The 12,426-nt window shown below is 60.8% G+C and carries 11 protein-coding genes; 7 read left to right on the plus strand and 4 right to left on the minus strand.

The annotated features are described in order from the left end of the window. Window positions 1-192: 192 nt before the first annotated feature. Window positions 193-864 carry a ribose-5-phosphate isomerase RpiA gene (rpiA, locus tag AOA59_RS17025; protein WP_005792336.1) on the minus strand — a complete coding sequence of 224 codons (672 nt, stop codon included), beginning with the start codon at window positions 862-864 and terminating at the stop codon, window positions 193-195. 137 nt (window positions 865-1,001) lie between these two features. Between rpiA and ilvA the strand changes: the two genes are divergently transcribed. Beyond that, window positions 1,002-2,516 (plus strand): threonine ammonia-lyase, biosynthetic, encoded by a 1,515-nt coding sequence (ilvA, locus tag AOA59_RS17030; RefSeq protein WP_056857657.1) that lies wholly within the window; start codon window positions 1,002-1,004, stop codon window positions 2,514-2,516. A gap of 40 nt (window positions 2,517-2,556) precedes the next feature. Next, the gene (locus tag AOA59_RS17035) at window positions 2,557-2,970 is read left to right on the plus strand and encodes a DUF2269 family protein (RefSeq protein ID WP_056857658.1); all 414 of its coding nucleotides are present in this window, start codon (window positions 2,557-2,559) and stop codon (window positions 2,968-2,970) included. Window positions 2,971-3,072: 102 nt separating this feature from the next. Here AOA59_RS17035 and AOA59_RS17040 read toward each other — a convergent pair whose 3' ends face one another. Next, window positions 3,073-3,729: an HAD family phosphatase gene (locus tag AOA59_RS17040; protein WP_099488407.1), complete on the minus strand. Its 657-nt coding sequence runs from the start codon at window positions 3,727-3,729 to the stop codon at window positions 3,073-3,075. A 143-nt stretch (window positions 3,730-3,872) separates the two neighbouring features. Here AOA59_RS17040 and AOA59_RS17045 point away from each other — a divergent pair, with 143 nt between their 5' ends. Together AOA59_RS17045 and ptsP are read left to right on the plus strand one after the other, a co-directional pair. After that, window positions 3,873-4,352, plus strand: coding sequence for an RNA pyrophosphohydrolase (locus AOA59_RS17045; protein WP_003176750.1), 480 nt, complete (start codon window positions 3,873-3,875; stop codon window positions 4,350-4,352). A gap of 22 nt (window positions 4,353-4,374) precedes the next feature. Further along, complete coding sequence (ptsP, locus tag AOA59_RS17050) at window positions 4,375-6,654, plus strand: phosphoenolpyruvate--protein phosphotransferase (protein ID WP_017139499.1); 2,280 nt, start codon at window positions 4,375-4,377, stop codon at window positions 6,652-6,654. Between the two features lie 126 nt (window positions 6,655-6,780). On the opposite strand, the gene AOA59_RS17055 is transcribed toward ptsP, so the two are convergent. Further along, the gene (locus AOA59_RS17055; protein WP_099488409.1) at window positions 6,781-7,527 is read right to left on the minus strand and encodes an NRDE family protein; all 747 of its coding nucleotides are present in this window, start codon (window positions 7,525-7,527) and stop codon (window positions 6,781-6,783) included. Window positions 7,528-7,757: 230 nt separating this feature from the next. Between AOA59_RS17055 and lgt the strand changes: the two genes are divergently transcribed. Then, on the plus strand, window positions 7,758-8,570 hold the full coding sequence (lgt, locus tag AOA59_RS17060) for a prolipoprotein diacylglyceryl transferase (RefSeq protein WP_065912267.1): 813 nt from the start codon (window positions 7,758-7,760) through the stop codon (window positions 8,568-8,570). Window positions 8,571-8,623: 53 nt separating this feature from the next. Next, a complete protein-coding gene (locus AOA59_RS17065; protein WP_099488411.1) occupies window positions 8,624-9,457 on the plus strand; it encodes a thymidylate synthase in 834 nt (277 codons plus the stop codon). 125 nt (window positions 9,458-9,582) lie between these two features. On the opposite strand, the gene cadR is transcribed toward AOA59_RS17065, so the two are convergent. After that, window positions 9,583-10,032: a Cd(II)/Pb(II)-responsive transcriptional regulator gene (cadR, locus tag AOA59_RS17070; RefSeq protein ID WP_053258516.1), complete on the minus strand. Its 450-nt coding sequence runs from the start codon at window positions 10,030-10,032 to the stop codon at window positions 9,583-9,585. Window positions 10,033-10,117: 85 nt separating this feature from the next. On the opposite strand from cadR, the gene AOA59_RS17075 reads away from it, so the two are divergent. Further along, a complete protein-coding gene (locus AOA59_RS17075) occupies window positions 10,118-12,418 on the plus strand; it encodes a heavy metal translocating P-type ATPase (protein WP_099488413.1) in 2,301 nt (766 codons plus the stop codon). The last annotated feature ends 8 nt before the right edge of the window (window positions 12,419-12,426 follow it).

Raw genomic sequence — 12,426 nt, forward strand, 5'->3', positions numbered from 1 at the left:
TTTGGCGAGGGGTGCTGCGAAAAGTAGCGGTTTTGTTACATGGAGTCCGAGTCGAGCACAAATCAAAATGTGGGAGCGGGCTTGCTCGCGAATGCGGTGTGTCAGCCAACTGATCTGGCACTGATACACCGCATTCGCGAGCAAGCCCGCTCCCACACAAGCCCTGTCTTCACAGGAAATTAGCGCTGAGTTTTAGGCCTTGAGGGTTTTGACGCCTTCAGAAGTACCCAACAGCAACACATCCGCCGGACGCGCCGCGAACAGGCCATTGGTCACCACGCCAACGATCGCATTGATCTGCGTCTCCAGCTCCACCGGGTTGGTGATCTGCATGTTGAACACATCAATGATGATATTGCCGTTGTCGGTCAACACGCCTTCGCGGTACACCGGGTCGCCGCCCAGTTTCACCAGCTCGCGGGCCACGTGGCTGCGGGCCATCGGGATGACTTCCACCGGCAGCGGGAAGGCGCCGAGTACCGGCACCAGCTTGCTGGCGTCGGCGATGCAGATAAAGGTCTTGGCCACGGCTGCGACGATCTTCTCGCGGGTCAGGGCTGCGCCGCCGCCTTTGATCAGGTTCAGGTGCTCATCGCTTTCATCGGCGCCGTCGACGTAGAACTCCAGGTCGCTCACGGTATTGAGCTCGTACACTGGAATGCCATGGCCTTTGAGGCGCGCGGCGGTGGCTTCGGAGCTGGCCACGGCGCCATCGAATGCACCCTTGTGCTGGGCCAGCGCGTCGATAAAGCAGTTGGCGGTGGAGCCGGTGCCGACACCGACGATGCTTTTATCGTCGAGTTTAGGAAGGATTAAATCGACGGCGGCTTGGGCCACTGCCTGTTTGAGTTGATCCTGGGTCATGCGGGCTCCGGAACGGGCGGGGAGTTATCGAGGGCGGCGAGTATAACCCAACAAAACCTCGGGATTCGTGTGGTCGCCCGGCCAAAAGCCGGGTTAGACTCCTTGGCCCTGCCCAACTCGCCCAGTGATTCCCGCCGATGCTTGAACAGTACGTCAAAAAGATCCTTACCTCGCGCGTTTACGACGTTGCCGTAGAAACCCCCTTGCAGACCGCTCGCCAGCTCTCCGAGCGGCTGGGCAACAAGGTCTGGCTCAAGCGTGAAGACTTGCAGCCGGTGTTCTCGTTCAAGATTCGCGGTGCCTACAACAAGCTGACCCAGCTGAGCGCCGAAGAACGCGCGCGCGGTGTGGTCACGGCTTCTGCGGGCAACCACGCCCAGGGCCTGGCCCTGGCGGCCAAGGTGCTGGGGGTCAAGGCCACCATCGTGATGCCCAAGACCACCCCGGAGATCAAGGTTGAAGGCGTGCGCTCGAGGGGCGGCAAAGTGGTGCTGCACGGTGATTCCTTCCCGGAAGCCCTGGCCTACTCGCTCAAACTGGTCGACGAAAAAGGCTACGTCTACATTCACCCCTACGATGATCCGCACACCATTGCCGGGCAGGGCACCGTGGCGATGGAGATTCTGCGCCAGCACCCTGGGCCTCTGGACGCGATTTTCGTACCCGTGGGCGGCGGCGGCCTGATCGCCGGGATTGCGGCGTATGTGAAATACCTGCGCCCGGAAATCAAGATCATCGGCGTCGAGCCGGACGACTCCAACTGCCTGCAAGCCGCCATGGCCGCAGGCGAGCGCGTGGTGCTACCGACCGTCGGCATCTTTGCCGATGGCGTGGCGGTAGCGCAGATCGGCCAGCACACCTTTGATATCTGCAAAGACTATGTAGACGAAGTGATCACCGTCAGCACCGACGAAATCTGCGCGGCCATCAAGGACATCTACGACGACACCCGCTCCATCACCGAGCCTGCGGGCGCGCTGGGCGTGGCGGGCATCAAGAAATACGTGGAAACCCGTGGCGTGACCGGGCAGACCCTGGTGGCCATCGACTCCGGCGCCAACGTCAACTTCGACCGCCTGCGCCATGTGGCCGAGCGCGCCGAGCTGGGTGAAGGCCGCGAAGCCATCATCGCCGTGACCATCCCCGAGCAGCCGGGCAGTTTCAAGGCGTTCTGCGAGGCTGTGGGCAAGCGCCAGATCACCGAATTCAATTACCGCTACCACTCTGGCCGCGAGGCGCACATCTTCGTGGGTGTGCAGACTCATCCGGAAAACGACCCGCGCAGCGCCTTGATCGCCAGCCTCACCAGCCAGGGCTTCCCGGTGCTGGACCTGACCGAAAACGAGCTGGCCAAGCTGCACATTCGCCATATGGTGGGCGGGCATGCGGCCAAAGTCAGCGACGAGCTGGTGTTTCGCTTCGAATTCCCCGAGCGTCCGGGCGCGCTGTTCAACTTTCTTAACAAATTAGGCGGGCGCTGGAACATCTCGATGTTTCACTATCGCAACCACGGCGCGGCCGACGGCCGTGTGGTCGCAGGCTTGCAAGTGCCGGCGGACGAGCGCCACCTGGTGCCGGCCGCGTTGGCAGAAATCGGCTACCCGTATTGGGATGAAAGCGAAAACCCGGCTTACCAGCTGTTCCTCGGTTGAGCGACTACGCTGACTGGGCGGCCTTTAAGGAATCAAGACCATGGAAACGCTGACCACCCTCAAGGTTATTCACATCACCGCCACCGTGTTGCTGTTGCTCAGCGGCCTCGGGCTGGCGGTACTGGCCTGGCGCAAACGCAGCGCCGGCCCGACGGTTACCGTGCAGCGCCCGTGGGCGTTCGTGTGGTTGCTGATGGGGGTTTGCGTGGTCAGCATGCCGTTCACCGGCTGGTGGCTGGTGCACCTGCTCGGCTGGCCGCTGGGGCAAACCTGGATTTTAGGTTCCAGCATTCTCTACACCGTGGCGGCACTGGCGTGGTTCTGGCTGGTGGCACGGCTTAATCGCCTGCGTAAGGGCGAGGGCGGTAGCTTGAATTTTACCCTGGTGCTGGCGGTGGTCAGCCTGGTGGGGTTTGTGGCGATTGCCGGGTTGATGGGCGCCAAGCCGGTTTAAGGCTTTAGACCGCGTCGGCTTCATCGCAGGCAAGCCAGCTCCCACATGTTGATCTGTGAATACATCCAAAGTGTGGGAGCTGGCTTGCCTGCGATGGCGTCATCAACTGCGCAGGGTAATCACCGGCCAGCCACGCTTCTCGGCTTCGGCGCGCAAATTCGGGTCCGGATCCACCGCCACCGCATGCGTCACCTGCTCCAGCAACGGCAAGTCATTCATCGAATCGCTATAGAAGTAGCTGTCTTCCAGGCTGTATCCGGTTTCTTCCAGCCAGCGGTTCAAGCGCGTCACTTTGCCTTCGCGAAAGCACGGGATATCAGTGCTGCGCCCGGTATACCGGCCGTTTTCCACCTCGCACTCGGTGGCGATCAGGGTTTCAACTCCCAGCAGCTCGGCGATCGGCGCGGTCACGAAGCGGTTGGTGGCGGTGATGATCACCAGCTTGTCGCCGGCGGCGCGGTGTTTGGCCAGCAGTTCCACGGCGAGCGGCAGCATCAGTGGGGTGATGCAGTCGCGCATGAAGTCGCGGTGCCATTCGTCCAGTTGGGCCATCTCGGTGCGGCCGAGTATTTCCAGGCTGAAGTTCAGGTAGGCGGCGTTGTCCAGCTTGCCGGCCAGGTAATCCTGGTAGAACTCGTCGTTGCGGGCTTTGTAGGCCACCGGGTCAAGAATCCCACGCTCACAGAGGTAATCGCCCCACGCGTGATCGCTGTCACCGCCGAGAAGCGTGTTGTCCAAGTCGAATAAAGCCAGGCGCATTGCAGTTACTCGCTGAAAAGTCTGTAAAAAGGCGTCCAGAATACGGTCTTTTCACAAGAGTGCACATAAGGTAAGAAGCCTCGTTGCCGCTGGAACAACCTTTGTGGAACAATGCGGCGACATGCGTTTGCGAGGTTGTTGCCGTGATCGACCCCGATGGTTTCCGTCCTAATGTCGGGATTATTCTTACGAATGATGCCGGACAGGTGCTATGGGCTCGCCGAATCAACCAAGATGCCTGGCAGTTTCCTCAAGGTGGAATCAACCCCGACGAAACCCCTGAAGACGCCTTGTACCGTGAGTTGAATGAAGAAGTCGGCCTTGAGCGCGAAGATGTGCAAATTCTGGCCTGTACCCGTGGCTGGTTGCGCTATCGTTTGCCGCAACGCCTGGTGCGTACCCACAGCCAACCGCTGTGCATCGGCCAGAAGCAGAAATGGTTTCTTTTGCGCCTGATCTCCAACGAGCAGCGGGTGCGGATGGATTTGACCGGTAAACCGGAGTTCGATGGCTGGCGCTGGGTCAGCTATTGGTACCCGTTGGGCCAGGTGGTGACATTCAAGCGCGAGGTTTATCGTCGCGCTCTCAAAGAGCTTGCCCCGCGCCTTTTAGCGCGCGACTGACGACGGAGTTCGACCCCGAGCCATGCTCAATACGCTGCGCAAGATCGTCCAGGAAGTTAACTCCGCCAAGGATCTCAAGGCGGCGTTGGGGATTATTGTGTTGCGCGTCAAGGAAGCCATGGGCAGCCAGGTCTGCTCGGTTTACCTGCTGGACCCAGAGACCAACCGTTTTGTGCTGATGGCCACCGAGGGCTTGAACAAGCGCTCCATCGGCAAGGTCAGCATGGCGCCCAATGAAGGTCTGGTGGGCCTGGTGGGGACGCGTGAAGAACCCCTGAACCTTGAAAACGCGGCCGATCACCCGCGTTATCGCTACTTTGCCGAAACCGGCGAAGAGCGCTACGCCTCGTTCCTCGGCGCACCGATCATTCACCACCGCCGCGTTGTCGGCGTGTTGGTCATCCAGCAAAAAGAGCGTCGCCAGTTCGACGAAGGTGAAGAAGCCTTCCTCGTGACCATGAGCGCGCAGCTTGCCGGGGTTATTGCCCACGCCGAAGCGACGGGTTCGATCCGTGGCCTGGGCCGTCAGGGCAAGGGCATCCAGGAAGCCAAGTTCGTCGGCGTGCCAGGTTCGCCGGGCGCTGCGGTCGGTACGGCCGTGGTCATGCTGCCACCGGCCGACCTCGATGTGGTGCCGGACAAGACCGTCGATGACATCGACGCTGAAATCAAACTGTTCAAGACCGCCCTGGAAGGCGTGCGCGCCGACATGCGCAACCTCTCGACCAAGCTGGCCACGCAACTGCGCCCCGAAGAGCGCGCGCTGTTCGACGTGTACCAGATGATGCTCGACGACGCGTCCCTGGGTAACGAAGTCAAAACCGTGATCAAGACCGGCCAGTGGGCCCAGGGCGCGCTGCGCCAGGTGGTCACCGATCACGTCAACCGTTTCGAACTGATGGACGACGCCTACCTGCGTGAGCGCGCCTCGGATGTGCGCGACCTCGGCCGCCGCCTGCTGGCCTACCTGCAGGAAGACCGCACCACCAACCTGGTCTACCCCGACAACACCATCCTGATCAGTGAAGAACTGACCGCCACCATGCTCGGCGAAGTGCCCGAAGGCAAACTGGTGGGTTTGGTGTCGGTACTGGGTTCGGGTAACTCCCACGTCGCGATCCTGGCTCGAGCCATGGGTATTCCGACGGTAATGGGCCTGGTGGACCTGCCGTATTCCAAGGTCGACGGCATCGACATGATCGTCGACGGCCATCGTGGCGAAGTCTTTACCAACCCCAGCGAGCTGCTGCGCAAGCAATACGCCGAGGTGGTGGAAGAAGAGAAACAACTGGCACTGGGCCTCGACTCGCTGCGCGAGCTGCCATGCGTCACCCTCGATGGCCACCGTGTGCCGCTGCTGGTCAACACCGGCTTGCTGGCCGATGTGGCCCGTGCGCAACAGCGCGGCGCTGAAGGCGTGGGGCTGTACCGCACCGAAGTGCCGTTCATGATCAACCAACGGTTTCCGAGCGAGAAGGAGCAGCTGGCGATTTATCGCGAGCAATTGTCCGCCTTCCACCCGTTGCCGGTGACGATGCGCAGCCTGGACATCGGCGGCGACAAGTCACTGTCGTATTTCCCGATCAAGGAAGACAACCCCTTCCTTGGCTGGCGCGGTATTCGTGTAACCCTCGACCATCCTGAAATTTTCCTCGTCCAGACCCGCGCCATGCTCAAGGCCAGCGAAGGCCTGAACAACCTGCGCATCCTGCTGCCGATGATCTCCGGCACGCACGAGCTGGAAGAAGCGCTGCATCTTATCCACCGCGCCTGGGGCGAAGTGCGCGACGAAGGCGCCGACGTGCCGATGCCACCGATTGGCGTGATGATCGAAATCCCGGCGGCGGTGTACCAGGCCAAAGAACTGGCACGGCAGGTGGACTTCCTGTCGGTCGGCTCCAATGACTTGACCCAATACCTGCTGGCCGTGGACCGCAACAACCCACGGGTGGCTGATCTCTACGATTACCTGCACCCCGCCGTGCTGCAAGCCCTGCAGCATGTGGTGCGCGACGCCCATGCCGAAGGCAAGCCGGTGAGCATCTGCGGCGAAATGGCCGGTGACCCGGCGGCGGCGGTGCTGTTGATGGCGATGGGCTTTGACAGCTTGTCGATGAACGCCACCAACTTGCCGAAGGTGAAGTGGATGCTGCGCCAGGTGGAACTGAGCATGGCCAAGGACTTGCTGGCGGAGTTGATGACCATCGACAACCCGCAGGTTATCCACAGCTCGCTGCAACTGGCGCTGAAGAACCTGGGGCTGACGCGGATGATCAACCCGGCTTCGGCGAAAACCCTCTAACTGATCGTTCCCACGCTCTGCGTGGGAATGCATCCAGTGACGCTCCGCGTCACGCCCTCAAGAGCGGACGCAGAGCGTCCAGGGCGGCATTCCCACGCAGAGCGTGGGAACGATCAATAAGCGCCATCAAATGTTCAGTTCGACCTCACCCAGCCGCCCACCCAGTGGCCCAAAACTACGCTCCACCATCTGCCGCGTCCCATCGGCATTCACAATCAGCGCCGTACTCGCCCGCGTCCCATAACTGGGGCTGGCGATAAACACGCTGGAGAGCAGGCTCTCGGTCGCCAACCCCACGCCGGTATCCGGCAAGTCGGCAAACGGCGCAGTCTGCGGGTCGCTCAAGATTTCCAGCAAGGCCTGCGGCTGTGGGTTCTCCAACAAGTCACTCAACGCCGCCCTGGCCTTGAGCAATTTGGGCCAGGGCGTATTCAGCCCGGCATTTGACAGCCCATAAACCCCAGCCTCCAACCGCGTAGCCCTGGTCTCGTTGGCGTTGTAATGCCACAGCTCATCCCGTGTGCCTACCAGCAGGTTAAAGCCGGAATACTCAATCGAACGGCCGTTAACATCGGCCAGATAGTCGTCAATTGGCAGCGATCCACTGAGAAAGCGCGCCACCAACTCCCCGCGGGATTTGCGGGCAGGCGGTTTGTGCGGGTCACGAATATTAGTCAGCGCGGCAAAGCGCCCGTCGGCGTTTACGCCAAGCCAGGTGCCACCGGCTTCCTGGTCGCGACCGGCATAGACGTGCGGCGTATCCGGCCACTGAGCCAGCGGCAGGCTGGGGCGGGCATAGAATTCATCACGGTTGGCCGCGACGATCAGCGGCTGGGCGTGGCCCGGCCGCCAGGCGAAAACAATCAGGCACATAGGCGTTCCCTTTGTGTTTTGCTCACTCTACCCATACAACGGATGGCTATCCATCGTATCGAAGTTGGGCCGAGCGCCTTCCATCCGTTAACATGCCGGGCTATTGGGCGCGTGTTGACTTTTTAATTTTGAAACGTCGGCTTAATTTGAAATTGCGGCTGTAACGCAGGCTTAATCCCACACCGGCATGGTCCGGTGCGCCATGACTAATGATTTAACGAGGAGTCGCAATGCTGCCTTACCCGCAGATCAACCCGGTGGCCGTGGCCATCGGTCCGCTGCAAATCCATTGGTACGGGTTGATGTACCTGATCGGCATCGGCGGTGCCTGGCTGCTGGCTTCCCGGCGCCTGAACCGGTTTGACCCGACCTGGACCAAGGAGAAGCTCTCCGACATGGTGTTCTGGATGTCGATGGGCGTCATCGTCGGCGGACGCCTCGGGTATGTGCTGTTCTACGATCTTCCGGCCTATATCGCCAACCCGACACTGATTTTCGAGGTGTGGAAGGGCGGCATGGCGTTCCATGGCGGCTTTGTCGGCGTGATGATCGCCGCGTGGTGGTTCGGCCGCCGCAACGGCAAGTCGTTCTTCCAGCTGATGGACTTCGTCGCACCGTTCGTGCCGATCGGCCTGGGTGCAGGGCGTATCGGTAACTTCATCAACGCCGAGTTGTGGGGCAAGCCGACCGACGTGCCATGGGCCATGGTGTTTCCACCCTTCAGCGACCCGGCACAACTGCCGCGCCATCCGTCGCAGCTCTACCAGTTCGCCCTGGAAGGTGTGGCGCTGTTCCTGATTCTTTATATCTTCTCGCGCAAGCCACGCCCAACCATGGCGGTTTCCGGCATGTTTGCGTTGTTCTACGGGATCTTCCGCTTCATCGTCGAGTTCGTCCGCGTGCCGGATGCGCAGCTGGGCTACCTGGCGTGGGGCTGGGTGACCATGGGTCAGATTCTCAGCCTGCCGATGATCATCGCCGGCCTGGGCCTGCTGTGGTGGGCTTACAATCGCCCCCAAGGCATCAAGAACGCCGCGCTTTAAATTCGAATGCCGAGGCTTTTGCGAGCCTCGGCTTCTTTGATACGGGTAAAAACATGAAGCAATATCTCGAACTACTGAACGACGTCGTGACCAATGGATTGACCAAGGGCGATCGCACCGGCACCGGCACCAAAGCCGTGTTTGCCCGTCAGTATCGGCATAACTTGGCCGACGGCTTTCCGCTGCTGACCACCAAGAAGCTTCATTTCAAAAGCATCGCCAACGAATTGATCTGGATGTTGAGTGGCAATACCAACATCAAGTGGCTGAACGAAAACGGCGTGAAAATCTGGGACGAATGGGCCACCGAAGACGGCGACCTTGGCCCGGTGTACGGCGAGCAGTGGACCGCCTGGCCCACCAAGGACGGCGGCACCATCAACCAGATCGACTACATGGTCGACACGTTGAAGAACAACCCCAACAGCCGTCGCATCCTGTTCCACGGCTGGAACGTCGAATACCTGCCGGACGAAACCAAGAGCCCGCAGGAAAACGCGCGCAACGGCAAGCAAGCCCTGCCGCCGTGCCACCTGCTGTACCAGGCGTTTGTGCATGACGGCCATCTGTCGATGCAGTTGTACATCCGCAGCTCCGATGTATTCCTCGGCCTGCCGTACAACACCGCCGCCCTGGCGTTGCTGACCCATATGCTGGCCCAGCAATGCGACCTGATCCCGCACGAGATCATTGTCACCACCGGCGACACCCACGCCTATAGCAACCATATGGAACAGATCCGTACTCAGCTGGCGCGCACGCCGAAGAAGCTGCCGGAACTGGTGATCAAGCGTAAGCCTGCGTCGATCTATGACTACAAGTTCGAAGACTTCGAGATTGTGGGCTACGACCCCGATCCAAGCATCAAGGCTGACGTCGCCATCTAAGGTCTGTCTCGGTTAAAAATGTGGGAGCTGGCTTGCCTGCGATAGCGGAGTGTCAGGCGATACAAATGCCTCTGATCCACCGCTATCGCAGGCAAGCCAGCTCCCACAGTTGTTCTGTATGCACCTTAATGCCCGTGGCTTCTGCCCACATGTGAAGGCTCCGCCTCGCTGGCCGCCACACTGCCGCTGACTTCCAGCCGCTGCAAAATCCCGCACTGGTCCAGATCCGGCCCGCCGCCGCAGCGTTGGCGCAGGTCGAGCAATTGCACCTGCAACGCCAACAGCCCATCGATCCGCGCTTTTACATGGTGGATATGCTCGTCGATCAACGCATTCACACTCTCGCACTGGTCCTGAGGGCTGTCGCGCAGCCCCAGCAGGCTGCGAATTTCTTCAAGCGTCATGTCCAGGCTGCGGCAGTTGCGGATAAAGATCAGCCGCTCGGTGTGCGCCTGGGTGTACACGCGATAGTTGGCATCGGTGCGCGCTGGGGGCGGCAGCAGGCCTTCTTTCTCGTAATAACGGATGGTTTCCACCTGACAATCGGTCAGTTTGGCCAATTCGCCGATCTTCATCGCAGCAATCTCCAAATGGGTGCTTGACCCTATAGTGGCTACAGGGTCTTTACTTGGCAACAGGCACCTTTACGGACGCGACAGAATGAGCGATTCCATCCACACCCCGAAAAAACATGATCACCCCCACGACCATGATCATGATCATGACCATAGCCCCGAACATAGCCACGACCACGGCGCCAAGCTGACCCCGGTCAAACAGCATGAGCATGGCAGTCATGGCGATTCCTGCTGTTCCAGCAAGGCAGCGCCCGCTGTGGTCACGCTGAGCGAAGCGCCGACAGCCGGCTCGCGCCTGAGCACTTTCCGCATCGAAGCCATGGACTGCCCCACCGAACAGACGCTGATCCAGAACAAACTGGGCAAGCTCGCCGGTGTGCAGCAGCTGGAATTCAACCTGATCAACCGCATCCTCGGCGTCACCCACGACCTGCCGAGCACTGCGCCGATCATCGCGGCGATCAAATCCATCGGCATGCAGGCCGACCCTATTGAAGAGGGCACGCCTGCCGCCGCGCCGCCTGCCAAGAAGCATTGGTGGCCGTTGGCGGTGTCCGGCGTAGGCGCGCTGGGCGCCGAAGTGCTGCATTTCACCGGGGTGGCGCCGACCTGGGTGATTGCCCTGGTGGCACTGGTATCGATCCTCAGCGGCGGCCTCACCACCTATAAAAAGGGCTGGATCGCCCTGAAAAACCTCAACCTGAACATCAACGCGCTGATGAGCATCGCGGTGACGGGCGCGATCCTGATCGGCCAGTGGCCGGAAGCGGCCATGGTGATGTTCCTGTTCACGGTGGCCGAGCTGATCGAGGCCAAGTCCCTGGACCGTGCACGTAATGCCATCAGTGGCCTGATGCAAATGACGCCGGAACAGGCCACGGTGCAGCAGGCTGACGGTTCATGGCTTGAACAGGAGGTAAAAAGCATTGAATTGGGCGCCATCGTGCGGGTAAAACCCGGCGAGCGCATTGGCCTGGACGGTGAAGTCACCGCTGGCCAATCCACCATCGATCAGGCGCCGATTACCGGTGAAAGCCTGCCGATTGAAAAGACCGTGGGCGATAAAGTCTTCGCCGGCACCATCAACCAGGCTGGTTCCCTTGAGTACAGGGTCACCGCAGCGGCCAACAATTCCACCCTGGCGCGCATCATTCACGCGGTGGAACAGGCCCAGGGCGCACGGGCGCCGACCCAGCGCTTTGTCGACAGCTTCTCGAAGATCTACACCCCGGCAGTCTTCCTGTTTGCCTTGGGCGTGGCGATTATCCCGCCGCTGTTCATGGCCGGTGTGTGGTTCGACTGGATCTACCGCGCCCTCGTATTGCTGGTGGTCGCGTGCCCCTGCGCCCTGGTGATTTCCACCCCGGTGACCATCGTCAGCGGCCTGGCGGCTGCGGCGCGCAAAGGCATCCTGATCAAGGGCGGCGTGTACCTGGAGGGCGGTTACAAGCTCGACTACCTGGCCCTCGACAAGACGGGCACCATCACCCACGGCAAACCGGTGCAAACCGATTACCTGGCGCTGTTCCCCAACGTTGAAGACAGCGCATCCGCCCTGGCGGCCAGCCTGGCCGGGCGCTCCGACCACCCGGTGTCGCTGGCCATCGCCAAGGCAGCTGTGGATAAAAACCTGCCAAGCCACGTTGTGGATAACTTCGAGGCGCTGGCAGGTCGTGGCGTGCGTGGCGACATCAACGGCGAAACCTACCACCTGGGCAACCACCGTCTGGTGGAGGACCTGGGCCTGTGCTCGCCGGCGCTGGAAGAAAAGCTGTTCGCCCTGGAAAAACAAGGCAAGTCCGTGGTGCTGCTGCTCGACAAGTCCGGTCCGCTGGCGTTGTTCGCCGTGGCTGACACGGTAAAAGACAGCAGCCGCGAAGCCATCCAGCAACTGCATGAACTGGGCATCAAGACCCTGATGCTCACCGGCGACAACACCCACACCGCCCAGGCGATTGCGGCGCAGGTTGGCATCGATCAGGCCCAGGGCGACCTGTTGCCCACCGACAAACTGCAAGCGATCGAAACCCTCTACGGCCAAGGCCGCCGGGTGGGCATGGTCGGCGACGGCATCAACGACGCTCCGGCGCTGGCCCGTGCCGAAATTGGTTTCGCCATGGCCGCAGCGGGCACCGATACGGCAATCGAGACCGCCGACGTGGCGTTGATGGACGATGACCTGCGCAAGATTCCGGCATTCATTCGTCTGTCGCGGCAAACGTCGAGTATCCTCAAGCAGAACATCGCCCTGGCGTTGGTGATCAAGGCGATCTTCCTGGCAGTGACTTTCCTGGGCATGGCCACCATGTGGATGGCGGTGTTCGCGGACATGGGCGTAAGCCTGCTGGTGGTGTTCAATGGTCTGCGCCTGTTGCGCAAATAGACGATGAG

It is taken from the genome of Pseudomonas sp. 2822-15 (assembly GCF_002742515.1).
GTDB classification, from domain to species: domain Bacteria; phylum Pseudomonadota; class Gammaproteobacteria; order Pseudomonadales; family Pseudomonadaceae; genus Aquipseudomonas; species Aquipseudomonas salomonii.

Bases quoted from the DNA above. Each gene is read 5' to 3' on its own strand.
- AOA59_RS17040 (WP_099488407.1), bottom strand. From the start codon at position 3,729: ATGCGCCTGGCTTTATTCGACTTGGACAACACGCTTCTCGGCGGTGAC.
- ilvA (WP_056857657.1), top strand. From the start codon at position 1,002: ATGCTTGAACAGTACGTCAAAAAGATCCTTACCTCGCGCGTTTACGAC.
- AOA59_RS17055 (WP_099488409.1), bottom strand. From the start codon at position 7,527: ATGTGCCTGATTGTTTTCGCCTGGCGGCCGGGCCACGCCCAGCCGCTG.
- AOA59_RS17065 (WP_099488411.1), top strand. From the start codon at position 8,624: ATGAAGCAATATCTCGAACTACTGAACGACGTCGTGACCAATGGATTG.
- cadR (WP_053258516.1), bottom strand. From the start codon at position 10,032: ATGAAGATCGGCGAATTGGCCAAACTGACCGATTGTCAGGTGGAAACC.
- AOA59_RS17075 (WP_099488413.1), top strand. From the start codon at position 10,118: ATGAGCGATTCCATCCACACCCCGAAAAAACATGATCACCCCCACGAC.
- lgt (WP_065912267.1), top strand. From the start codon at position 7,758: ATGCTGCCTTACCCGCAGATCAACCCGGTGGCCGTGGCCATCGGTCCG.
- rpiA (WP_005792336.1), bottom strand. From the start codon at position 864: ATGACCCAGGATCAACTCAAACAGGCAGTGGCCCAAGCCGCCGTCGAT.
- ptsP (WP_017139499.1), top strand. From the start codon at position 4,375: ATGCTCAATACGCTGCGCAAGATCGTCCAGGAAGTTAACTCCGCCAAG.
- AOA59_RS17035 (WP_056857658.1), top strand. From the start codon at position 2,557: ATGGAAACGCTGACCACCCTCAAGGTTATTCACATCACCGCCACCGTG.